Source organism: Colwellia marinimaniae, from assembly GCF_002207865.1.
In the GTDB taxonomy this organism is placed as follows: Bacteria; Pseudomonadota; Gammaproteobacteria; order Enterobacterales; family Alteromonadaceae; genus Colwellia; species Colwellia marinimaniae.
Map to the genome: position 1 here is coordinate 66,909 of NZ_BDQM01000013.1, position 24,923 is coordinate 91,831.

The following is a 24,923-nucleotide window of genomic DNA, read 5'->3' on the forward strand; positions in this document are numbered from 1 at the left end:
CGGCTAAGTTGTGGTATAAAGGCATATAGCTCTTAGCTATGTTGTCTAATTATTGCCAGTAATTTAACCGCTAAAAGACAATATAAATATTGCTCAACACTAAGGCTCTGCACTGATATAATTGCCGAGTCTTTTTTTATATTTTAATTTAGTGAAACATGCACGCTGTCCATCAATTACATCAATACCGTAAAAGCATCAGTACTACCACCTATAAAGCCAGAGGCTATAGGGTTATTCGCTGCCAACTTTGCCAGCTAGCTCAGCAGTTTTGTATCTGTGCACTAGCGCCCAATCAAGAGCATGTACAGACAACGGCAGGATTCGTATTGCTTATGCATGACACTGAAGTATTAAAACCGAGTAACACCGGCAAACTCATTGCCGACATTATTCCGGATAGCTTTGCTTTTTTATGGTCTAGAACTAAAGTGAACCCAGAGTTATTAGCTGTGCTTAATGATGAAAAGTGGTTTCCTCTGCTGGTTTTTCCGCAAGAATATGCTGGCGATGACCGTAAAGTTTTTACTAACAAGGTTATTTGCCCTGAAGGGAAAAGGCCACTATTTATTATGCTTGATGGCAGTTGGCGTGAAGCAAAAAAAATGTTCCGTAAAAGCCCGTATTTAGACCGTTTTCCCATGGTGTCCTTTGATGCAAGAACGGCTATGCCAGCGGTACTTGGCACTTGTCATAGTGACAGTAACAAGCAAGTATCACCGGTAGGTCAAGACTCTCGCTATACCGTCAGAAAAACTGAGCTTGAGCATCAGTTTTCCACTGCAGAGGTTGGCGCTAGAGTGTTAGCTATGCATGGCGAAACTCATAATGCTCAGCTACTGGATTTATGGTTTGATGTTTTTAATTTTCAATATCAAAAAAGTGTCTGTCAGCGTAACAAAGGCAATGTTAATGCCTTAGAAAATTATCAAAGTTTTGTTAACAAGTTATACCCAAACCACCTCAATATGCCGGATTCAGCAGCCATTGAATAGTAATTAATAATCTGCAGTTAACGTTAAGGTAAACATGCACTTAGCCTTTCCTTGTAAATATTAGTTTGCAAGTATCTACTCGTTCAGTGTTTTTTCATTGCTTTAAAGCTAGCACTTAGCGAATTAAAGTCTTAAGTTAACTTTATTCTACTCAAGGTGAGTGGCTATTGAACTTTCATGCAGCAAAGAGCAATAGTCGCTAATATTGTGCTAATAATAATTACATAAAGGCTTATTATGACTATCAAAGAAATCCCACTCATTATAAATGGTGAGAAAGTTCGCTCTAAAACCGATACTTGGTTGGATGTACTCAATCCCGCGACCCAAGAAGTTGTTGCTCGTGTACCGGTAGCAACCCGTGAAGAAGTTGCAGCTGCCATTACTAGTGCAGAGCAAGCCTTTAAAAGCTGGTCAAAGGTTTCTTTAACAAATCGAATGCGTATTATGTTTAATTTTCAGCACTTGGTACGTGAACATAGCCAAGAGCTAGCTGAGTTAATTACCTTAGAGCATGGTAAAACCTTACCCGATGCGGAAGGTGAAGTAGGGCGTTCACTTGAAGCTATTGAAAATGCTTGTTCAATTACTCGTCTACAATTAGGGGAAATTGCCAACAATTCGGCCACAGGTATTGATACTTATACCCTGAATAAACCCCTTGGTGTTGGTGTTGGCATTACGGCCTTTAACTTCCCATTAATGTTGCCCGCTTTTATGTTTCCGCCGGCTATTGCTTGTGGTAACACTTTTATATTAAAACCATCCGAGCAAGCCCCCTCATCAACCATACGCTTTGTTGAACTTGCGTTAGAAGCGGGTATCCCACCAGGTGTTCTTAATGTTATCCATGGTGGCCCTGACGTGGTTAACCAACTTATTGAAAGTGATGCGGTTAAAGCCGTATCGTTTATTGGCTCTACTGCGGTAGGTACCCACGTTTATAATCTTGCCTGTAAACATGGCAAACGTGCACAAGCTATGATGGGCGCTAAAAATCACATGGTGATCATGCCTGATGCTAATAAGGACAGGGCAATTAATGATTTATTAGGCTCAGCTTTTGGGGCCGCTGGTCAACGTTGTATGGCAAATCCAGTCACTATTTTAGTGGGTGAAGCACGTGAGTGGTTACCTGAAATTGTTGCCCGTGCCAAGTTGATGAAAGTTGGCCCGGGTACACAACGTGATGCTGATTTAGGTCCAGTGGTTTCGCCACAAGCTAAAGCACGCATACTTAGCCTGCTTGATTCGGGTGTTGCTCAAGGCGCAGAATTACTTGTTGATGGCAGGAACTGCAAAGTAGAGGGCTACCCTAATGGTAACTTTGTTGGGCCAACGTTATTTAGTAAAGTCACCACAGATATGGATATTTATACCCAAGAAATTTTTGGTCCGGCGTTATGTGTATTAGAAGCTGATACCTTAGATGAAGCGATAGACATTATTAATGCGAACCCTAATGGTAATGGCACCTCATTATTTACTTCTTCAGGTTGGGCCGCTCGAAAATTTGAAAATGAAGTTGATGTTGGTCAAGTCGGTATAAATGTTCCTATTCCTGTACCAGTGGCCTTCTTTAGCTTTACCGGCTCTCGTGGTTCAAAACTAGGGGATTTAGGACCTAATGGTAAGCAAGTGGTAAGTTTTTGGACCTACACTAAATCCGTAACGGCTCGCTGGTTTGAACCTGATCATCAAGACGGCTCAACCATTCATACCACCATTAGTATGAAGTAACAGCGGATTATTTAAGTTATCTCAGTAAAAATAAAAAGGGTCACTACAGTATAGTGACCCTTTTTTTATCTGTTAAGCGCTTTATTTACCGAGCGAAATTCAAGTACCACTCTGCATGAAGTCGTTTTAATGCAGAATTCTGGCGCGAATAGTACCTTCAATTTGTTTTAATTCTTTCAATGCTTGCTCACTGTCTTGAGAGTCAATATCGATAACAACATAACCAATTTTGTCATCAGTTTGTAAGTATTGCGCGGCAATATTAATATTGTGCTCAGCAAAAGCATTGTTGATTTTAGTTAATACACCGGGTTGGTTATGGTGAATATGCAATAAGCGACTAGTGCTTGTTAGGCCCGGAATAGTGTGATCGGGTAAGGATACTTCCGGGAAGTTAACCGCAGATAAACTTGAGCCATTATCTGAATACTTAGTCAGCTTGGTTGCCACTTCTAAGCCAATATTTGCTTGTGCTTCTTTGGTGCTACCACCAATATGTGGCGTTAAAATAACATTATCAAAACCGCGTAAAGGTGAGAAAAACTCATCATCATTACTTTTTGGCTCAACAGGGAATACATCTATAGCAGCCCCTGCTATTTTTTTACACTCTAACGCTTGTGCTAAGGCGTTAATATCAACCACAGTACCACGAGAAGCATTGATAAATATTGCGCCATCTTTCATTGCTGAAAACTGGGCTTGAGCAATCATATTGTGAGTTTGTGCTGTTTCTGGTACATGTAAACTCACCACGTCGGCTTCAGCAAGTAATGACTCTAATGTTGGCGATTGGCGGGCATTACCGAGTGGTAATTTAGTTTCGATATCATAAAAGTGTACTCTCATGCCTAACGTTTCCGCCAAAATGCCTAATTGCATGCCAATATGACCGTAACCAATAATACCTAGTACTTTACCACGTGCTTCCACCGAGCCTACCGCCGATTTAAACCATTCACCGCGATGTGCTTTAGCACTTTTTTCAGGGATACCACGAAGTAATAATAGTGCTTCACCCAGCACTAACTCAGCCACAGAACGTGTATTGGAAAAGGGGGCATTAAAAACAGGTATGCCAAGATTTTGTGCTGCTTTTAAATCAACTTGGTTGGTGCCAATACAAAAACAACCAATGGCAACTAACTTATTGGCGTGGCTAAGTACTTTATCCGTTAATTGAGTGCGTGAGCGGATGCCGATAAAATGAACATCAGCAATTTTTTCAATTAACTCACTTTCTGACAGTGAGGTTTTTAACGATTCAATATTTGAATAGCCTTTTAACTTTAACTCTTCAATAGAGCTTGGGTGCAAGCCTTCAAGTAATAAAATCTTAATTTTGTCTTTTGCTAATGAATTTTTGTTGGCAATGGTCATAAACTGGTTTCGCTTATCCTGAGTTAAAAGATCAATACATATTTGTTTAGATGGCTAGATATCTAAAATAGAAGTTTAACATATCATATAGTGTATAGACTCTAAAGAACTTATTAAGCATATTTAAGAATAAATATGCTTAATAGTGAATATTCTACTTAAAAGGGGCGGGGGTAATTATTGGATTACTTTAATACCATCACTGCAGCCTAGCACGAGTATGTCAGCGCCACGAAGGGCAAACAAGCCATTAGTTACCACACCGACAATAGCATTAATCTGCATTTCTAGTGCTTTTGGATCAAGAATTGTGAGGTTGTGAACATCAATAATAACGTTGCCATTGTCCGTGACTACTCCTTGACGATAATCTGGGTCACCGCCTAGCTTAACCAATTCGCGGGCAACATAGCTACGCGCCATAGGGATAACTTCAACCGGTAAAGGGAAGTTACCCAAAACCTTTACTTGTTTTGACTCATCGGCAATACAAATAAATTTTTTGGCTACCGCAGCAACGATTTTTTCACGGGTTAATGCGGCGCCGCCACCCTTAATCATTGCCATATGGTTAGTGATTTCATCAGCACCATCAACATAGACATCTAAGACACCAACACTGTTTAAATCAAATACTTCAATACCGTGCGCTTCTAAGCGTTTAGTTGACTCTTGCGAGCTTGAAACCGCACCGGTGATTTTGTATTTCATGGTCGCCAAGCCATCAATGAAAAAGTTAACGGTTGAACCCGTACCAACGCCGACGATAGTATTGTTTTCAATGAATTCTAATGCCTTGATGGCGGCTGCTTTTTTCATTTCATCTTGAGTCATGTTATATGCCTTATTAGCAAACTCTTGCTGTTAAAGTGAGCTTTACCAGCCCTTGGAGGATTTTTAAAATAGTAATTATAACATTAAATAATCTGATAGTTATAGCAAGCTAAAGTCTTTTTGTGCTAAGTGATTTAGCCATAATGCTTATGGCATTAGTACGGTTAGTTGGTGGTAACTTTAGCTAGGGGGAGGAACTTTGGTGAGTGATTTTGCGCCAGTTCGGTTGCTATATTGGTAAATAAAGGGCTGTTGAGTAAGTGCCGCTTATCCATAGTTCAGGGTACTTCGCTATTTCTGGCCGTTAATATTTAACTTTACTATGTGCGCTGCCTATTGGGGCATGGCACTAATGACTACGGCATTGATATCTGGCTCGATAAGCTGAGCATAATGAGAAATGACTCGAGCTTGGTCATCACTGGCATTTTTTTTACCTTTAATGTGGGTACCGACGAAAGTACTATCCGGCAGATAACTTGCCTGCTGCTTGGCAAAGGCTAACATCATACGTTGATCTTCAGGCATAGGCCTGTTGAGTAAAGCAAACATTAATTGATGATCTGAAGACGCTGCTTTTTTTATTGAACCCTTATGATGGCTAGTAAAGTCACTGCGGCTAAAATTATTAGCAAAATAGTGATTCATCATCGGACTTGAATTTACTTGTGCGCTATTACTACAGCCAGTAACAAGCAGATATAGAAAAAGATAGCAGCCTATTTTAAATACTTTCATAACAAACCTAACAATAACGACAAGTAATGATTGAGTTACATTCAATAGGGCAAGTGTTATGCCAAAAAGTATTACTTATAGAGTGCGTTGATGTTATTGAGAGGCCATCATATAAAAATGCTTAACAATAACAGCTGAATAGCTGGTTATTATCCACTGAGTATTGGTTTAATATAATTTCAAGTTTACTTTTTTAGCCAATAAAAAAGCTTGCTAGGGTGTTATTATTAGTAATAACTCCTGAGCAAGCTTGATTAGCCAGACTAGTGTCAATTTTTTAGCGCTTTAGCGCATACTAAAGTTACGACTCTTCAGCAACTGAGCGTAGTAGCTCATTTATACCTACTTTGGCGAGCGTTTTAGCATCCACTTTTTTGACGATAATAGCCGCATATAAACTGTATGTACCACAAGCTGAAGGTAAGTTACCCGGTACTACAACTGAGCCTGCAGGTACGCGGCCATAATGAACTTCACCGGTTTCTCTATCGAAAATACGGGTACTTTGGCCGATATAAACGCCCATAGAAATTACCGCACCTTCTTCAACTATCACACCTTCAACAATTTCTGAACGTGCACCAATAAAACAGTTATCTTCAATGATGGTTGGACCCGCTTGTAACGGCTCTAAGACTCCACCAATGCCGACACCACCAGATAAATGTACGTTTTTACCTATTTGTGCACATGAGCCAACGGTAGCCCAAGCATCAATCATACAACCTTCATCGATAAAAGCGCCGATATTAACAAAGCTTGGCATTACCACCACATTCTTACCAATAAAACTACCGGTGCGCACACTTGCACCCGGTACAATACGGACACCATCGGCGACAAACATAGCCTTAGTGTAACCGTCATATTTCATCGGTACCTTGTCAAAAAAAGTACTTTCTGCACCATCAATGACTTGGTTATCCCAGATACGAAAAGAAAGTAGTACCGCTTTTTTAAGCCACTGGTTAACCTGCCATTCCCCTGCTACTTTTTCGGCAACACGGGCACTACCATTATTCAATGCTGCTATAGCTTCAATTACGGCATTTTTAATCTCACTTGAAACGGTTGCTGGTGTAATACTGGCTCTTTCTTCAAAAGCTTGTTCAATCACGCTAGCTAAGTGCTTTAACTCTGTCATTAGGCTTTCCTATTTGAAATTTTAAAGGTGTTATAAAGGCGGTAACTCAATCAATCTCCTGTGTTAACCGTATGGCTAAATCTTCTTGCTCTTGACTGGTTAGCGCATTATTTTCTAGGGTAGAGATAGTAAATACATCATCAGCTTTTTCACCAAAAGTTGTTATTTTAGCTGAATGGATATTAATCTGCTCTTTCTGAAAGACTTGGCCAATATTTGATAACAAGCCGGGTCTATCTAGAGCGATTATTTCAATCATGGTACGATTCTTCGCATGTATCTTGATAAAATTAACGCGTAGCGGTACTTTAAATTGTTTGATCTGTCTGGGTAATTTAGGCTCAGGCAGGTAACAGACACCTTCTTGACCTAGCTTATCAACTAAGGCTTGGCTAATTTCTTTAGTGTAGAAACGCTCTCGTAGCGGCTTATTCCTGCTATCAAGTACGACAAAGGTATTTACCGTATAGCCTGTTTTAGTGGTAATGATTTTGGCATCATGAATAGAGAGTTTTTTAGTGTCTAAAAAGGACACGGTATTGGCGAAAGTATTGCTTTTTTCTTTAGTGAAAATAAATACTTCTGTGCCACCTCGATAGGGCTCAGGGCTAATTAGCACCAACGGCTTTTCTCTATCGTGTTTAAGTATATTTTGGCATTGCCTGGCTATTTGTTCAGGTGAATAACGTAAAAAATAATCTATTTTAAATTCATGCCATAACGCTTTAATCGCATGTTCATCGATATTGTTTTTACTTAATATAGCTAATGCTTGTTGTTGGTTTTCTCGAATCTTAGCGCGTATTTCTACGGGTTTTTCTAAGCCATGACGAAAAGCGCTTAAGGTATTAAAGTACAGTTCTTCCAGTAGATTGGCTTTCCAGTTATTCCACAGGCTTTCATTGGTGGCACGCATGTCGGCAACGGTTAAACAATAGAGGTAATTAAGATGCGCTTCATCACGGACAATTTCCCCGAAAGTGCGAATGACATTTTCATCAGTAATATCGCGGCGCTGAGCGGTAACAGACATTAATAAATGATATTCAACTAACCAGGCCACCATATTACTATCATGTTTACTCATTTGATGCGACAAACAGAAATTTAACGCATCTACCGCCCCTAATTGAGCATGATTGCCACCACGGCCTTTACCTATATCATGAAAAAATCCGGCCAGATATAGCACTTCCGGTTTACGAATTTTTTGCGCTATTTTACTACACAGAGGGAATTTATGGTTGTGCTCTTTTTGGCTGAACTGATATAAATTCTTAACCACTCGGTAGCTGTGTTCATCGACTGAATAGGCATGGAAAAGATCGAATTGCATTTGACCAACAATATTGCGCCATAAGGGCAAATAGGCACCGATAATACTGTGTTTGTGCATTAAGGTTAATGCTAAACCTAAACCTCGGGGATGACGAATAATTGCCATAAACATGCGACGACATTCAGCATAATCAATTAACCCTGAAATTAAACGTCGTCGAGCATTACGCATTAATCTGATCGTGTGTGAATGTATACCTTTAATTGCTGGCTCTTGCGCGATAATTAAAAACATTTCAATCATTTTTACTGGCCGCATAAAAATACGATCATTGCGAGTATTGATTAAGGTATCCACTAATTCAAAATCTTGATTGATAATACTAACGCTGCTTTGCTCAGGCTTTTTGATGATAGCTTGTTCAAAATGCTGTAATAGCATGGTATTTAATTCAGTCACTCGGGAAATAATCCGAAAGAAGCGCTTCATCATACGCTCAATGGGGGCTTTACCTTCATCACCAAAGCCCATCATTTTGGCTACATCAGCTTGGTAATCAAATAAAAGCCGGTTTTCATTGCGCCCAGCAACAAAGTGTAGGGCAAAACGCATGCGCCAAAGGTAATCTTGAGATTCTAATAATTCGAAAAATTCATTGGGGTAGAGATAATTATGTTCAACTAACTCTTCTAAGGAGTCGGCGGAAAAATGTCGTTTGGCCACCCAAGCAATGGTTTGGATATCACGTAACCCCCCCGGGTTTGCTTTTAAATTGGGTTCCAGTGTATAAGCCGCACCGCGATATTGTTGGTGTCTGTTTTCCTGCTCTTTACACTTAGCGAGAAAAAATTTTTCTGAGGTCCAAAAAACATCTTCATTCAGTAATGGCATTAACTGCTGGGTAAGTGTCTCATTACCGGTGATTTGTCGCATTTCCATTAAGTTTGTCGCAATAGTGACTTCTTTTACTGCTTGTTTTAAGCACTCTTTAATGGAACGAACACTATGGCCAATATCAAGTTTTATATCCCAGAGTTGGGTAATGAAACTTGAAATTTTTTCTTCTAGTTCTACGTTAATTTGTTCTTGTGTTAATAATAATATATCAATGTCTGATTGTGGGTGTAACTCACCACGACCATAGCCACCAACAGCAACTAAGCTAATTTGATATTCATCAAGGTGGTGCTGACACCAGAGCTTTGTTAAAATGGCATCAACAAAAGCAGCGCGTGCTGATAAGAGATCACTTATATCACTATCGATAAAAACGTCTTTTAACCATTCTTTAAATGCTTGGCTTAATAAGCAGATATCTCGGGTAGACAAAAAGTCAGCACTAAGGGCTAATTTTTCAATAAAATGTGCGGGCACTATATGTGCTGATACTGGCTGACTGGTCAAGAGCTTACCCTTTATCTATTCGGTTATCTGTTAGGCCTTATCTTTTTGCAGCTAATTGTTTAAATATTAGTTGTGTAATAGACGAGCAATGGTTTCTTCTTTACGCAAGGTTAATATTTCACAACCTGTTTTGGTCACGACTATGGTGTGCTCCCATTGTGCGGATTTTTTACCATCAGCAGTGAAAACAGTCCAGTTATCTGTTTTATCTAAGATTGTGTTAGCGCGACCTAGGTTAACCATAGGCTCGATAGTAAAACACATGCCAACTTCCATCTTGGTTTTGTCGTTGTTTTTATAGTGAACTATTTGTGGCTCTTCATGAAACTCTTTACCTATACCGTGACCACAATAATCTTTGACGATAGCATAGCGGCCAGATTTTTTGATGAATTTTTGAATTGTTGTGCCAATTTCACCAAAGGTAGTGCCAGGTTTTACTTTTTTTAGTGCTAGGTATAAAGACTCTTGGGTAATGCGACATAGGCGGCTATCTTCAAGAGATGCTTCACCTAGGATAAACATCTTACTGGTATCACCATGATAACCGTCTTTTATCACGGTGATATCGATGTTGATAATATCACCATCGGTTAACACGCTATCATCAGGAATACCGTGACAAACCACATGATTTATTGACGTACAAATCGACTTTGGAAAGTCATGATAATTGAGCGGCGCAGAAATGGCATGTTGTACTTTTTCAGTATATTCGGCACAGAGGGTATTTAGCTCATTAGTGCTAATGCCGGCTTTTACATGCGGCGTAATCATTTCTAACACGTCAGCGGCTAATTGCCCGGCAATACGCATTTTAGCGATTTCTTCTTGGCTTTTTATGGTGATGGCCATGTTGCTCTATCTCTTTAAGTTTGCGCTAGCGGTATTATTATGTGCCGCTAGGCTTTTAATTATTGATTGTTTCATCATGAAAGATGAATTACTTGCCGATAAGGTAGCAAGTTAACTGTGTTTATTTAACTCTAATTTTATTGCGTCAATAAAATCGTCTGGGTTTTGTAAATATAAATTATGATTAAGCAAAATCAACTCATCATTAATAGCCAGTAGCAAGGCCGGTATAGCTTTAGTTGTTATGATTTCTTGCAGCGCGTAGATCTCATGCACTTGCGCTACGGCATCATTAGTCAATTTGCTGTTATTAAAAACTTTTGCGGGTACTGATAATTTGAATTCATTAACAATATTTGTAAAATCAGCTTGTTCACTCAGTTGCTTACCGGCACCAAAGTGTGCTGCTTGTAGCGCATTTAATAAAGATAATGCTTGTTGTGAGGTTTTATTTGTCGCCCAAGTCATTAAATTGGCGCACAAGGTGGAATCTCGCCCCTGTGATAAGTTTTTCATATAGTCAGGGGAAAAGCTGACCGATGAAAGCTCTTTGACTTGCGCAATCTGCTGTTTAGTAATTACATTCTCACCGTCAGCATCAGAAAAATAGGCGCAATGCCATAAATTAAGTGATACTTGGGGTAACGATTGTTTTACCGCATTAACTAAAGGGGTTGCGGCATAACTCCACGGACAGTGACTGTCATAAATAAAAAATAATTCTGCTGACATTGCTTACTCTACAAAAAAAGGGATTATTTGGTTGAAATATTTAGCTGTTAGCTGATTTTAACTCGCCTTGAGTTAATATCCCACTATAAATCACCCTTTAGCGATAAATCATTTATATCTCGCTAAAGGGGCTGTTTTATGGTATAAAGTGCGGCGCTAAATTGTTAGTTGCAGCCCTTTTTCTATGTTTTTTACATTAACTTAGGGGCTTTGGCTTGGTTTAGTGACAATTTAAATCGACGAGTTAATCAAGATGCTCTTAAGCTTTTTGGTTGGTAAGTCATTATTATAAACTCACATACATCCATTAAAGGTATACCGGGGTGCTCAGCTTTAAGATTTTAGTCTTAAGCAAATAAGAGTCGTGTATATTGGGTGTATGAACGCTTAACCCCATAAAGGAAAAGACAATGTCAAACGTTTCAATGCGCGATATGCTTAAAGCTGGTGTTCACTTCGGTCACAAAACACGTTACTGGAATCCAAAAATGAAACCATTCATTTTCGGTTCTCGCGATAAAGTACATATCATCAACCTTGAAAAAACTGTGCCTATGTTCAATGAAGCCCTTGCTTTTGTAAGTAACGTTTCATCGAAAAAAGGTAAAGTGTTATTTGTCGGTACTAAACGTGCTGCAAGTGAAGCAATCAAAGACGCGGCAATTAAATCTGACCAATTCTTCGTTAACCATCGCTGGTTAGGTGGTATGTTGACTAACTGGAAAACAGTTCGTCAATCAATCAAACGTTTAAAAGATTTAGAAGCACAAAGCACTGACGGTACTTTTGAAGCTTTAACTAAAAAAGAAGCGTTAATGCGTACTCGTGAAATGGAAAAACTTGATAAAAGTTTAGGTGGTATTAAAAACATGGGTGGTTTACCTGACGTTTTATTTATCATTGATGCTGATCACGAACATATTGCTGTTAAAGAAGCAAATAATCTTGGTATCAAAATAATTTCTGTTGTTGATACTAACTCTAACCCAGATGGTATTGATTACATCGTACCGGGTAATGATGATGCTATTCGTGCAGTAAGTTTATACTGTAACGCTGTTGCTGACGCTGTAATAAGTGGTCGTGAGCAAAACATCGTTGTACAAGCTGAAAAAGACGATTTTGTTGAAGCTGAATAATCTCAGTTATTAACACGTTTTATTTTGCTATTGCCACAAAAGCGTGCTTTTGTGGCAACTTATTTAATATTTATTCCCAACGCCTACGTTATTATTAGCGCCGCGACGGGGGTAACTGAAAACCGAGGGATTTACTCATGGCAATTACTGCTGCAATGGTTAAAGAATTACGTCAACGCACAGCTGCGGGCATGATGGATTGTAAAAATGCGTTAACAGAAGCTGACGGTGATATGGAACTTGCGATTGAAAATATGCGTAAGAACGGTCAAGCTAAAGCGGCTAAAAAAGCAGGTAATATTGCTGCTGAAGGCGCAATTATCATTAAAATGTCAGCAAATACAGCGGCATTAGTTGAAGTTAACTGTCAAACTGATTTCGTCGCTATGGATGAAAACTTTTTAGGTTTTGCCAATGCCGTTGCTGATGCTGCACTGGAATCAAAAGTTTCAATTACCGAGTTACAAGCACAATTTGAAGAAAAACGTGTTGCTTTAGTGACTAAAATTGGTGAAAACATCAATGTTCGTCGTGTTGAATATGTAGAAGGTACTAACTTAGCTTCTTATTCTCACGGTGCTAAAATTGGTGTAGTTGTTGCAGGTGAAGGTGATGCGGAAGCAATGAAACACATCGCTATGCACGTTGCGGCAAGCAAACCTGAATACCTTACTCCAGATTCTGTTCCGAGTGATATCGTTGAAAAAGAGAAAGCAATTCAAATTGAAATCGCAATGAACGAAGGTAAACCTCAAGAGATTGCTGAGAAAATGGTAACAGGCCGTATGCGCAAGTTTACCGGTGAAGTTTCTTTAAGTGGTCAAGCTTTCATCATGGAACCAAAGAAAACTGTTGGTGAAATATTGAAAGAAAAAGGTCTTACGATTTCTGCTTTCGTTCGTCTAGAAGTCGGCGAAGGTATTGAGAAGAAAGATGAAGATTTTGCTGCTGAAGTAGAAGCACAAATTGCTGCTGCTAAAGCATAATTCTATTTTCTTTGATGCCTTAGTTTTATTGCTATGAGCGTCTGATAAGATGAATTACTAAAAACGTCTGCCTTGGTAGACGTTTTTTTATGGCTGCTTTTTTATGTTTAGGGTGAAGTTGGCTTATTTACCGAAAAAAAAAGAGTTTTTTCAGTTTAGCCTTTCGTGTCTAGGCTAAACGTATTAAAATAGCCGCGGTCTTTTGACCTTGGCTCTATTTTGCTTAATTACCTAACTGCTACAGGAATTTTTCCCTATGACAACCAATCCGAAACCTGTTTATCGACGAATATTATTAAAAATCAGTGGTGAAGCACTGATGGGAGAAGAGGGTTTTGGTATTGATCCTAAAGTACTTGACCGTATGGCTCAAGAGATAAAGGAGCTGGTGGAAATGGGCATCCAAGTGGGTCTCGTTATTGGTGGTGGTAATTTATTCCGTGGTGCAGGTTTAGCTGAAGCTGGCATGAATCGTGTTGTTGGTGATCAAATGGGTATGCTTGCCACCGTAATGAATGGTTTAGCCATGCGTGATGCCTTACATCGTGCTTTTGTTAATACCCGCTTAATGTCAGCGATAGATTTAGCGGGGGTATGTGAACGTTATAATTGGGCAAATGCAATTAGCTTGTTGAAATCTGGCCGAGTGGTTATTTTTTCTGCCGGTACCGGTAATCCATTTTTTACAACAGATTCAGCTGCGTGTTTACGTGGTATTGAAATTGAAGCCGACGTAGTATTAAAAGCGACTAAAGTTGATGGCGTCTATTCAGAAGACCCAGTTAAAAATCCAGATGCTGAGCTTTATGCCGAACTAAGTTATGATGAAGTCATTGATAAAGAATTAAAAGTAATGGACTTAGCGGCCTTTACTTTAGCACGAGATCACAATATGCCTATTCGTGTATTTAATATGAATAAACCTGGTGCGTTGAAATCTGTCATCATGGGTGGTAGCGAAGGTACAATAATTAGACACAAGTCATAACTTTTCGATACTCAGCTTAAAACTAAGTGTGAATAAGCCAAGGTAAGTAGCTTGCTGGCTTAAGTTAACATGATAATATTTAGGGAATAGAACGTGATAGATGAAATAATTGAAGATGCTCAACAACGTATGGGTAAGACTATTGATGCTTTAAAAAGCAGCTTGAATAAAATAAGAACAGGACGTGCACATGTTTCCTTATTAGATAATATTGTGGTGCAATATTACGGTATGGACACGCCGTTAAATCAAGTGGGTAATATTTCGGTTCCTGATGCACGCAGCCTTGCGATTACTGTTTTTGATAAAGGCATGATTGGTGCGGTTGAAAAAGCGATATTAAAATCTGACTTAGGTTTAAATCCACAATCAAATGGCACTTTGATACGTATTCCCTTACCACCGCTTACCGAAGAACGTCGTAAAGACTTAGTAAAAGTTGTCCGTGGCGAAGCTGAGGGCGGTAAAGTGGCCATTCGTAATATCCGCCGCGATGCTAACTCAGACTTTAAAAGTTTGCTAAAAGAAAAAGAAATCAGTGAAGATGAACATCATCAAGCTGAAGACTCAATTCAGAAAATCACCAATACATTTGTTAAGCAAATTGATGAAGTCCTTATGAAAAAAGAAACGGAACTGATGGAAATATAAGTTAGTGCTTTTAAAACGCCAGCTTGCTGTTAAAAAGCCAACTGGCGTTTTTGCTTAAGTGTGATTTAATACATTAATCGTGACTTTAATAGGCATGATTTAAATAAGTGATGTCTTAAATAATTAATGGAAAATTGTTAAGTGGGTAATTGTTAAGTGGATAATAGTAACGTTTTAGCTGAGCAAGCTGAAAATAAAAACATTCCTCAACATGTAGCTATCATCATGGATGGTAATGGCCGTTGGGCTCAGTTACAAGGCAAAGGACGAGTGGCAGGACATAAAGCGGGTGTTAAATCAGTACGTGCTGTGGTTGCTTGTGCTCGAAAAGCTAAGATTAAAGCACTGACGCTTTTTGCCTTTAGTAGTGAAAATTGGCAACGCCCCGCAAAAGAAGTTAATGTGCTGATGGACTTGTTTATGTATGTACTAACTAAAGAAGTTAAACGTTTGCATAAACATAATATTCGCTTTCAAGTGATAGGTGATTTGAGTCGGTTTTCTGATAAATTACAACAGAATATTGCTAAGTCAGAGCAACTTACTGCCGGAAATACTGGCTTGGTATTATCGGTGGCAGCAAATTATGGTGGTCGATGGGACATCGCCCAAGCAGCTAAGAAACTTGCTAGTGATGTTCAACAAGGCACAATGTCACTTGATGATATTAATGAGCAGACACTTAATGCACAAACCTGTCTAGCAGATCTACCCGTACTTGACTTGTTAATCCGCACCGGTGGCGACTTTCGCATTAGTAATTTTCTTTTATGGCAAGCCGCTTATGCAGAGCTATATTTCACCGATATATTATGGCCCGACTTTAATGAAGCGCAATTTGAACAGGCAATAAACTGCTTTGACCAGCGCGAGCGCCGTTTTGGTAAAACCGGTGAACAAGCAAGAAACGAGCAAAGATAAATAATAACAGCAAGCCAGAATGATTATACTCAAAGCTTGCATGACTATCAAAGTCTATAACAACAGTCTATAAAAATAAAAGGGTAGCCCTTGTTAAAACAAAGAATTATAACGGCTTTAATATTAGCACCAACAGCAATAACAGCTATTTTCTATTTACCTATAAGCTACTTTGCTGGGCTTTTAATGGCCATTATCGCTATAGGAGCCTGGGAGTGGGCTCGTTTTATCGGACTAACTAACACCATACAACGTTTAGCCTATGTATGTGTTACCACAGCATTAATTGGGCTGTTATGGTGGTATTTACCAGTAGATACCGCTTGGTTCACTGTCACTGGTTTACCCTTTGAGTTGACCTCATTATTGTGGTTAAGTGTTATTTGGTGGTTTTTTGCTGCTTTATTAATGTTTTCATACCCCAAGTCCAGCACGTTGTGGGCGAAAAACAAACTTGTTATTGGCTTGTTTGGTTGGTTAACCTTAGTGCCAACTTGGCTTGCCTTTATGATTTTGCGGACTCACAACTACACTCTTGATGAGTACCACGGCGCGCAGTTATTGATGTACTTATTTATGCTGGTGTGGAGCGCAGATGTTGGTGCTTACTTTATCGGTAAAGCAATGGGTAAACATCAACTTATGCCCAATGTTAGTCCAGGAAAAACCAGGGAAGGTTTTCTTGGCGGTGTATTTTGCGCGGTAATATTAACCCTAGTGGTCGGTATTTCATTACACTGGACTAGCAAACAGTTTATTTCTGCCTTACTGGTTACCGTATTGATTAGCTCTATTTCTGTTATAGGTGATTTAACGGAAAGTATGTTTAAACGCCAGGCAGGTGTTAAAGATAGTGGCGCAATCTTACCAGGCCATGGCGGTATTTTAGATAGAATAGATAGTTTAACGGCAACGGCACCAGTTTTTGCGCTTTGTTACATATTACTTGCTTGATAATTTTTACATTACTAGCATTTTGATTCATTGAGGTAAAAACGTGTTAAAACGTCAACTTTGTATTTTAGGTTCCACTGGCTCCATTGGTAGTAGTACTTTAGATGTGGTACGTCTTCATCCAGATAAGTTTCAAGTAATCAGTTTAGCGGCTCATGCGAGCGTTGACATTATATTTAAGCAATGTCTTGAATTCAAACCTCAGCAAGTAGTACTGGTTTCAAGTGAACATGCCGAGTTATTGTTGCAAAAGCTTGAGCACGTTAATGTTAATGACATTAAGGTATTATCAGGTGAGCAAGCCTTAATTGAACTTGCTCAATGTAAATCTACTGATACGGTAATGGCTGCCATTGTCGGCGCTGCTGGTCTATTACCCACGCTTGCGGCAGTGAATGCGGGCAAGCGGGTATTGTTGGCAAATAAGGAAGCTTTAGTGACCTCAGGCGCTATTTTTATGGCGGCGGTAAAAGCTTCAGGAGCAGAGCTACTGCCCATTGATAGTGAACATAATGCCATTTTTCAATGTTTACCCTCTCACCAGCAAGGTAATCTTGGTCAATGCCAATTGCGTGCTAGTGGCATCAGTAAAATACTGCTAACCGGCTCTGGTGGCCCTTTTAGAACAATGGCCATTGAACAACTAGAATCGGTAACGCCTGCACAAGCTTGTGCACACCCTAACTGGGATATGGGCCGTAAAATATCTGTCGACTCAGCCACTATGATGAATAAAGGCCTCGAATTTATTGAAGCTAAGTGGCTTTTTAATGTTGAAGCTGAAGATATTCAAGTGGTATTACATCCACAAAGTATCATACATTCAATGGTGCAATATAAAGACGGATCAGTTATTGCCCAAATGGGTAATCCAGATATGCGCACGCCAATTGCCCATGCTTTGAGTTTTCCGGAGAGAATAGAGTCGGGCGTTGCACCGCTGGACTTCTTTCAAATAGCATCTTTTGAATTTCAAGCCGTTGATTTTGCGAGGTACCCTAATTTGAAGTTAGCTATTGATGCTTGTCAACAAGGTCAAGCTGCTTGTACAGCGCTTAATGCCGCGAATGAAATTGCTGTCGCTGCGTTTTTAGACGAAGAAATAAAGTTTACCGATATATTTAAAATAAATGAAACTTCTGTGAAAAAATTTGTCTCAGAACAGGTAGGTAATATAAATGAGGTGATTGCCCTTGATAAGCAAGTGCGAATTTTTGCACAAACATTGTTAGCTGACTTTGAGGTCAGTAAATGTCAGTAATGTTAACGGGTAATAAGTAATATGTTTGATTTTTTCTGGAACCTAGCATCGTTTGTTGTCGCCTTGGGCATACTCGTCACAGTACATGAATATGGTCACTTTTGGGTCGCAAGAAAAAATGGCGTCAAAGTTGAGCGTTTTTCTGTCGGCTTTGGCCGGGCCATCTGGCGAAGAACAGCTAAAGATGGTACTGAATATGTTTTGGCCATGATACCACTCGGTGGTTATGTCAAAATGCTGGATGAACGTGTCGACGATGTTCAGCCCGAAGATAAAGATAAAACTTTTAACAGTAAATCAGTTTATCAGCGTATAGCCATAGTGGCGGCCGGACCCTTAGCAAATTTTATCTTTGCTTTATTTGCTTTTTACCTGATGTTCTTAATTGGTGTCCCCGGTGTCAAACCGGTGATTGGTGATATAGTGCCAAGCTCAATTGCGGCTAAAGCTAAGCTAACTGACAATAGTGTAATTGTCAGTATTGCTGGTAATGTTACTCGGGATTGGCAGGAGGTTAATCTGGCGCTTATTGCTCAAATTGGCAATGAAAAAATTACCATAAAAACCAAACAAACCGATAGCCAATATGTTACAAGTTTTATTTTAGATACTCGTAATTGGCAGTTTTCACCAGATAAAACCTCAGCACTAACAAGTTTAGGTATTACCCCTTTTCGGCCTAAAGTACATAACGAATTATCAGCGATAGCAAAAGAAAGTCCTGCCGCCTTAGCTGGGCTATTGGTGGGTGATAAACTGATTGCAGTGGCTGATGTTAAAACCAGTGACTGGTTATCCTTTGCTAAGGAAATAAAAAAATTTCCATCGGCAGAAGTATTCATCACCATCGAGCGAAATGGTGACATACTGACATTATCGGTGACACCTGACAGTATTGAGCAAGCGGGAAAAATTGTTGGTTTTATCGGCGTAGCCCCTAAAGTGGATGCTTGGCCTGAGACGCTATTAATTGAATTAAAATATGGTCCTATTGAGGCGATAAAGGAAAGTGCTCTACGTACTTGGAATTTAACCACCTTAACCTTTGGTATGATAGGTAAATTGCTCACTGGTGATATATCAGTCAAAAATTTGAGTGGTCCCATCGGTATTGCTCAAGGAGCAGGTGCCAGTGCTAGTCATGGTTTTGTTTATTTTTTAGGCTTTTTAGCGCTAATTAGTATTAATTTAGGAATAATTAACCTTTTACCGCTACCAGTACTTGATGGCGGACACTTACTCTATTATGTTATAGAACTTTTAACGGGGAAAGAAGTACCCGAGAAGGTACAAGAGGCTGGCTTTAAATTTGGTGCCATAGCATTATTGATGTTAATGGCCATTGGTTTATTTAACGATTTTAGTCGGGTTCTAGGCTAACGAAGCTGATTTTAAATTTTGGCTTTAGCATTAGTGATGATTACTTGCTGTTAACACGGCAACGAGATTATTTAACGATTTTAGTCGGGTTCTAGGCTAACGAAGCTAGATTTAAATTTGATGCCATAAGATTAGTGATGATTATTTGCTGTTAACACGGCAACGAGATTATTTAACGATTTTAGTCGGGTTCTAGGCTAACGAAGCTAGCTTTAAATTTGTTGCCATAAGATTATTGATGCTTATTTGTGATGCTTATTTGCTGTTAACACGGCAACGAGATTATTCAACGATTTTAGTCGGGTTCTAGGCTAACGAAGCTAGATTTAAATTTGATGCCATAAGATTATTGATGATTATTTGCTGTTAACACGGCAACGAGATTATTTAACGATTTTAGTCGGGTTCTAGGCTAACGAAGCTAAGAACCGTACTTACTTTGTTGTTGGGATGCTAAGCAAAGATTTATACCGGGAAATAAGTGCCAGAAAAGGCCGATGGCAAGTAGTGGGTCTTAGTTTACTAGGTAATACCGCTTGTTATTTACGAATTTAGTTGAGAATTAGCGCAATAGTAACGTCTTGAGTGTGTAGCTAATAGTTTTTATAAAAAGAAGTAACGAAGTTTATAATATATGATCATGAAAAAAATTGCCTTTGCCCTCCTATTAGGTGCGCTAGGAACAACACAAGATGCTCAAGCTGGAAAAGGCTTTCAAGTTAAAGATATTGACGTTAAAGGTCTGCAGCGTGATGCTCTTGGAACATCAGCTAAAAATGCTCAAACTTCGTCAAGCTTTCAAGTCGAAGATATTGAAGTTAAAGGCCTACAGCGTGTTGCTTTAGGTGCTGCGTTAACCCACATTCCCTTCAATGTTGGTGATAACCTTAATGACTTTCGGATATCACAGTCAATCAAGGCGCTTTATCAATCAGGTCACTTTAATGATATCCGTGTTTATCGTGATGGTAACCGCTTGGTCTATCGGGTAAAAGAGCGAGAGACTATCAGTGAAATTATTTTTGATGGTAATAGCGACCTTAAAGATGAGCAGTTAACTGAAAGTCTTGATGGTAGTAATATTCGTGTTGGTGAAACCCTTGATCGTACCGTAATTGCGGGTATCGAAATGGGCTTAGAAAATTTTTACCATAGTGTCGGTAAGTACAATGCTAAAGTTACCGCTAAAATTACCCATTTACCGCGAAATAGAGTTAATTTAGAGTTTACTTTTGTCGAAGGTGATTCTGCTGCCATTAAGCAAATAAATATTATCGGTAATGAAGTTTTTACCAATGCAGAAATATTAGATAAAATAGAGCTCACCTTTGATTCTCCTTGGTGGAATTTTATGGCACAAGATAGGTACCAAAAACAAGCATTGCAAGGAGATATTGAAACGATTAATAGCTATTATCTTAACCGAGGCTATTTGCGTTTTAAAATAGACTCAACCCAAGTGTCAATGACTCCGGATAAAAAGGCAGTGTATATCGCTCTAAATGTCAGTGAAGGAGAGACCTATAGCATCAGTGAAGTAGACTTTGTTGGTGATATGGCTGGTTTTGAAAATACCATACGTGCTATTAACCCTCTACAAGCGGGTGAATTGTATAACGGCGCAGAAATCACTTATACCGAAGACGTTATTAGTAAGTTTCTAGGACGCTATGGTTATGCTTATCCGAAAGTGACCACCATTCCAGAAATAGATGATGAAAACCATACGGTTAAATTATCTATATCGATTGACCCGGGTAAACGTATTTATGTTAATCGCATTAACTTTACCGGTAACCATGTGACTGCTGACCACGTATTACGCCGTGAAATGCGTCAAATGGAAGGAGCTTGGTTATCTAATGGCGTAGTAGAATCGTCGAAGTCTTGGTTGATGCGTTTGCCTTATATGGAAACCGTGGAGTTTGAAACCAAACAAATTGAGGGCGAAGACGATTTAGTTAATATCGATTTTACTGTTAAAGAGCAACCCTCGGGCTCCTTCAATGCCGGTGTTGGTTATGGCTCACAAACCAAACTAAGCTTAAATGCAGGGGTTCAGCAAAATAACTTTTTAGGGACAGGTAATCAACTTGGCTTTAATATAGCGAAGAATTATTATCAAAAAAGTGCCACCATTTCTTTTACCGACCCTTATTTTACCGTCGATGCTATTTCCCTTGGTGGACAAGTTTACTATAGCGAATACGATGCCGGTAATGCCAATATGGTTGAGTATAATAATAAAACCTTTGGTCTGGGCCTCAACTGGGGCTTTCCGGTAAATGAATATCTAAGGTTAAATTTTGGCATCGGTTGGAAGTACAACCAAATATCGCAATTACAAGCCTATGATCAAATTCAAGACTTTTACGATATTTACGCCGATCCAAATGAACCCGATGGCCAACTAGAATTTAAAACATTGGATTTAAATGCGGGCATATCTCGTAGTACTTTAAACCGAGGTACCTTCCCCACAGCCGGTTCAACGCAACGATTTAATGTTAAAATGACTTCGCCAAAATCCGATTTACAGTATTTTAAAATAAATTATGATGCGAAGTTTTATTTTCCTTTAACACGAAATCAAAAATGGTCAGTGTTAACTCGCATACAGCTTGGTTATGCCAATGGTTATGGGCAAATTGAAGGCAATGATCAACTGTTACCTTTCTGGGAGAACTTTAGTGCCGGTGGTTCGGACACCGTACGTGGTTTTGAAAATAATACTATTGGACCAAGGGCAATATATCGTACCCCTCAAAAACTTTCTGATGGTAGCTGTTGTTTAGGGCCAAGTAATGATGCTATTTATGTCAATGAACGTTCGGTTGGTGGTAATGCCATGGCAATAGCAGGGATAGAGCTGATAGTACCGACACCATTTTTAGATGAAAGTTATGCGAACAGTGTTCGTACCAGTTTATTCTGGGATGTGGGAAATGTTTGGGATACCGAGTTTAATTTAGATAATTATCAAGATTTAGCTGCGAATGAATATGATAAAATTGCTGATTATGCTGATCCGACACGTTTTCGTAGTTCAGCAGGTATTTCAATTCAATGGCTTTCGCCCATGGGACCAATGATATTTAGTTTTGCTAAATCCATAAGGGAAGAAGAAGGTGACGATACTTCATTCTTTAGCTTTAATATTGGTAAAACCTTTTAAATCATTTTATAAAATAGGTTTTAGCTGCGTAATATCAATCAATCTTGCTATATTAGCCGACAGAAATAATTATCCGTGTGAATAGTAAGAAAAATAATAAATAAAGGGGAACAACGTTGAATAAAGTTATCAAAACTATGGTTATGGGCGTAGCTGCGTCAGGTATATTATTAGCAAATTCAATCATGGCTGCAGAGCAAAAAATTGCGGTAGTAAATTTTCAAGAAATAATGAGTAAAATTCCGCAAACAGCTGCTTTAATGCAAAGCTTAGAAGCCGAGTTCAAAGATGATAAAGCTATTATCACTCAGCTTGAAAAAGACATTAAATATTATCGAGAAAAACTTAAGCGTGATGGCTCATTAATGAGTGTTAAAGAAAAAGAAGAGTTAGAAGTTAAAATTAAGTCATTATTTCAAGAATACCAAGTTAAAGGTAAAGCACTACAACAAAAAGCGACTCAACGTCAAAACCAAGAGACCAATAAAATTATCGCTTTAGTACGTAAAGCGGTCGATAATATTGCCGCTAAACAAGATTATGACTTAGTACTTTCTCAACAAGCCGTTGTTTATTCTAAACCCAATGCGAGTATCACTGACCTTGTGGTAGAGCATGTTAGCAAGCTTAAATAACCGCATAAATATCATTATCATTAATATTGGTGATTGTATTTAATCATCGTGGTAAGAGGCACTGATATGACTTATACGTTAGCTGAAATAGCTATCAAGCTAGAGGCCAAATTGATAATACCAGCACAGCTGGATGAGTCAACGGTAGCCCTAACTCAAATAAGTAGCTTAGCAACGTTAACCAATGCGGCAACCGGGCAAGTGGCTTTTTTAGCCAATAATAAATACCAGCCACAACTGAACTCAACCAATGCGAGTGCAGTTATTCTTGCAGCTGATGCCGCAGAATCCTGCCCTGTCAGTGTTCTAGTAATGGATAACCCCTATATGGGCTATGCTATACTGGCTAATTTGCTTGATAGCACGCCAAAAGTTGCTCTGGGTATCCATGCAAGCGCGGTTATTGCTGACAATGTTGCTATTGGTAACAATGTCAGTGTTGGCGCTAATACCGTCATTGAATCCGGGGTGAAATTAGCGGATAACGTCAGTATTGGAGCTGGCTGTTTTATCGGTCAAGGAGTCAAGATTGGTGAGGCAAGCACGCTTTGGGCAAATATTACTATTTACCATCAAGTACAAATTGGTCATCATTGTTTAATTCAAGCTAATACCGTTATTGGCTCTGATGGCTTTGGTTATGCGCCAGTTAAGGGACCATATAAATGGCATAAAATCCCACAGCTTGGTAGTGTTATTATTGGCAACCACGTTGAAATTGGTGCAAGTACCACCATTGACCGAGGTGCTCTGGATAACACCGAAATACGAGACGGTGTAATTTTAGATAACCAGATACAAATTGCCCATAATGTTATTGTTGGTGAAAATACCGCTATGGCTGCTTGTAGTGTTATTGCGGGTAGTACTGTTATGGGTAAAAACTGTACTATAGCAGGCTTGGTTGGCGTAAATGGTCATATAAATATTGCCGATAACTGTGTTTTTACTGGCATGGCTATGGTCACTAAAGATATCAGCCAAGCCGGTGTTTATTCTTCTGGTATGCCAGCCGTGCCAAATAAAGAATGGAATAAAACCAATGCTAGGGTGAAGCGACTTGAACGCTTAACTAAACGGGTGAAAGAGTTAGAAAAATTACTCGCGAATAACTAGCTATTAACCCCGCCAATGCGTAAAATACGGTAAAGTTACTGCCATCATACAAGATGACTCTGACGCAAAGATAGTACACGATTAGTTATCTATTAACTAATCGTGTTAGCCAACAAGGAATATTCATTTGGACACTGTAAAAAAACCTATCGATCTTAACGAAATTAAAACACTAATACCTCACAGATACCCGATGTTATTAGTGGATAAAGTCGTTGATCATGAACCAGGAAAATCGTTACATGCGATAAAGAATGTCACAATTAACGAACCTGTTTTTAATGGCCATTTTCCAGAGTTAGCAATATTTCCGGGTGTTTTAATTTTAGAAGCCTTAGCACAGGCAACGGGTATTCTTGGCTTTAAAAGTAGTAAAGGTCGTGGTAAAAATGAAATGTACTTATTTGCCTCTATAGATAAGGCTAGGTTTAAAAAGCCAGTATATCCAGGCGATACCCTGCACTTACATGTTGAACTTCTAAAAGAACGTCAAGGAATGTGGAAGTTTTATGGTGAAGCACGTGTTGATGGCGAGGTGGTTTGTAGCGCCAATCTTATGTGTGCACGTCGTACTTTATAACGTTTATTTAATCATAAACCTACACTTATCCAGTAG

The 24,923-nt window shown here is 39.1% G+C and carries 21 protein-coding genes; 14 read left to right on the top strand and 7 right to left on the bottom strand.

The genetic code is table 11. The features are described 5' to 3' along the window. The first annotated feature begins 158 nt into the window (after window positions 1–158). Window positions 159–995: a tRNA-uridine aminocarboxypropyltransferase gene (locus MTCD1_RS09685; protein WP_057180256.1), complete on the top strand. Its 837-nt coding sequence runs from the start codon at window positions 159–161 to the stop codon at window positions 993–995. 237 nt (window positions 996–1,232) lie between these two features. After that, on the top strand, window positions 1,233–2,735 hold the full coding sequence (locus MTCD1_RS09690) for a CoA-acylating methylmalonate-semialdehyde dehydrogenase (RefSeq protein WP_057180258.1): 1,503 nt from the start codon (window positions 1,233–1,235) through the stop codon (window positions 2,733–2,735). 126 nt (window positions 2,736–2,861) lie between these two features. Here MTCD1_RS09690 and serA read toward each other — a convergent pair whose 3' ends face one another. The 7 genes from serA to MTCD1_RS09725 all read right to left on the bottom strand — a co-directional run bounded on the left by serA (window position 2,862) and on the right by MTCD1_RS09725 (window position 11,101). After that, window positions 2,862–4,115, bottom strand: a complete 1,254-nt coding sequence (gene serA / locus MTCD1_RS09695; RefSeq protein ID WP_057180260.1) for a phosphoglycerate dehydrogenase — start codon at window positions 4,113–4,115, stop codon at window positions 2,862–2,864. A gap of 177 nt (window positions 4,116–4,292) precedes the next feature. Further along, entirely contained in the window at window positions 4,293–4,949 is a 657-nt protein-coding gene (gene rpiA / locus MTCD1_RS09700) for a ribose-5-phosphate isomerase RpiA (protein ID WP_057180261.1), read from the bottom strand. Between the two features lie 333 nt (window positions 4,950–5,282). Next, the gene (locus tag MTCD1_RS09705; protein ID WP_057180263.1) at window positions 5,283–5,687 is read right to left on the bottom strand and encodes a hypothetical protein; all 405 of its coding nucleotides are present in this window, start codon (window positions 5,685–5,687) and stop codon (window positions 5,283–5,285) included. 301 nt (window positions 5,688–5,988) lie between these two features. Then, a complete protein-coding gene (dapD, locus tag MTCD1_RS09710; protein WP_057180265.1) occupies window positions 5,989–6,831 on the bottom strand; it encodes a 2,3,4,5-tetrahydropyridine-2,6-dicarboxylate N-succinyltransferase in 843 nt (280 codons plus the stop codon). Window positions 6,832–6,877: 46 nt separating this feature from the next. Next, window positions 6,878–9,514 (bottom strand): [protein-PII] uridylyltransferase, encoded by a 2,637-nt coding sequence (glnD, locus tag MTCD1_RS09715; RefSeq protein ID WP_082606448.1) that lies wholly within the window; start codon window positions 9,512–9,514, stop codon window positions 6,878–6,880. A gap of 66 nt (window positions 9,515–9,580) precedes the next feature. Next, window positions 9,581–10,369: a type I methionyl aminopeptidase gene (gene map / locus MTCD1_RS09720; RefSeq protein WP_057180266.1), complete on the bottom strand. Its 789-nt coding sequence runs from the start codon at window positions 10,367–10,369 to the stop codon at window positions 9,581–9,583. Between the two features lie 111 nt (window positions 10,370–10,480). Beyond that, window positions 10,481–11,101, bottom strand: coding sequence for a DsbA family protein (locus MTCD1_RS09725; RefSeq protein ID WP_057180268.1), 621 nt, complete (start codon window positions 11,099–11,101; stop codon window positions 10,481–10,483). Window positions 11,102–11,511: 410 nt separating this feature from the next. Here MTCD1_RS09725 and rpsB point away from each other — a divergent pair, with 410 nt between their 5' ends. The 12 genes from rpsB (at window position 11,512) to fabZ (ending at window position 24,887) form a co-directional block, all read left to right on the top strand. After that, window positions 11,512–12,240, top strand: a complete 729-nt coding sequence (gene rpsB / locus MTCD1_RS09730; RefSeq protein WP_057180272.1) for a 30S ribosomal protein S2 — start codon at window positions 11,512–11,514, stop codon at window positions 12,238–12,240. Window positions 12,241–12,377: 137 nt separating this feature from the next. Further along, entirely contained in the window at window positions 12,378–13,226 is an 849-nt protein-coding gene (gene tsf, locus MTCD1_RS09735) for a translation elongation factor Ts (protein WP_057180274.1), read from the top strand. Window positions 13,227–13,482: 256 nt separating this feature from the next. Beyond that, window positions 13,483–14,214: a UMP kinase gene (gene pyrH / locus MTCD1_RS09740; RefSeq protein ID WP_057180276.1), complete on the top strand. Its 732-nt coding sequence runs from the start codon at window positions 13,483–13,485 to the stop codon at window positions 14,212–14,214. 93 nt (window positions 14,215–14,307) lie between these two features. After that, complete coding sequence (gene frr, locus MTCD1_RS09745; RefSeq protein WP_057180278.1) at window positions 14,308–14,865, top strand: ribosome recycling factor; 558 nt, start codon at window positions 14,308–14,310, stop codon at window positions 14,863–14,865. Between the two features lie 156 nt (window positions 14,866–15,021). After that, window positions 15,022–15,786 (top strand): polyprenyl diphosphate synthase, encoded by a 765-nt coding sequence (gene uppS / locus MTCD1_RS09750; protein ID WP_082606449.1) that lies wholly within the window; start codon window positions 15,022–15,024, stop codon window positions 15,784–15,786. Window positions 15,787–15,876: 90 nt separating this feature from the next. Then, window positions 15,877–16,740: a phosphatidate cytidylyltransferase gene (locus MTCD1_RS09755; RefSeq protein WP_057180281.1), complete on the top strand. Its 864-nt coding sequence runs from the start codon at window positions 15,877–15,879 to the stop codon at window positions 16,738–16,740. Window positions 16,741–16,783: 43 nt separating this feature from the next. After that, window positions 16,784–18,001, top strand: coding sequence for a 1-deoxy-D-xylulose-5-phosphate reductoisomerase (ispC, locus tag MTCD1_RS09760; protein WP_057180283.1), 1,218 nt, complete (start codon window positions 16,784–16,786; stop codon window positions 17,999–18,001). Between the two features lie 21 nt (window positions 18,002–18,022). After that, complete coding sequence (rseP, locus tag MTCD1_RS09765) at window positions 18,023–19,381, top strand: sigma E protease regulator RseP (RefSeq protein ID WP_057180285.1); 1,359 nt, start codon at window positions 18,023–18,025, stop codon at window positions 19,379–19,381. A 640-nt stretch (window positions 19,382–20,021) separates the two neighbouring features. After that, a complete protein-coding gene (gene bamA, locus MTCD1_RS09770; RefSeq protein WP_498067563.1) occupies window positions 20,022–22,556 on the top strand; it encodes an outer membrane protein assembly factor BamA in 2,535 nt (844 codons plus the stop codon). 116 nt (window positions 22,557–22,672) lie between these two features. Beyond that, window positions 22,673–23,191, top strand: a complete 519-nt coding sequence (locus tag MTCD1_RS09775; protein WP_057180287.1) for an OmpH/Skp family outer membrane protein — start codon at window positions 22,673–22,675, stop codon at window positions 23,189–23,191. A 66-nt stretch (window positions 23,192–23,257) separates the two neighbouring features. Next, window positions 23,258–24,307 carry a UDP-3-O-(3-hydroxymyristoyl)glucosamine N-acyltransferase gene (gene lpxD / locus MTCD1_RS09780; protein WP_057180289.1) on the top strand — a complete coding sequence of 350 codons (1,050 nt, stop codon included), beginning with the start codon at window positions 23,258–23,260 and terminating at the stop codon, window positions 24,305–24,307. A 127-nt stretch (window positions 24,308–24,434) separates the two neighbouring features. Then, on the top strand, window positions 24,435–24,887 hold the full coding sequence (gene fabZ / locus MTCD1_RS09785; protein ID WP_057180291.1) for a 3-hydroxyacyl-ACP dehydratase FabZ: 453 nt from the start codon (window positions 24,435–24,437) through the stop codon (window positions 24,885–24,887). The last annotated feature ends 36 nt before the right edge of the window (window positions 24,888–24,923 follow it).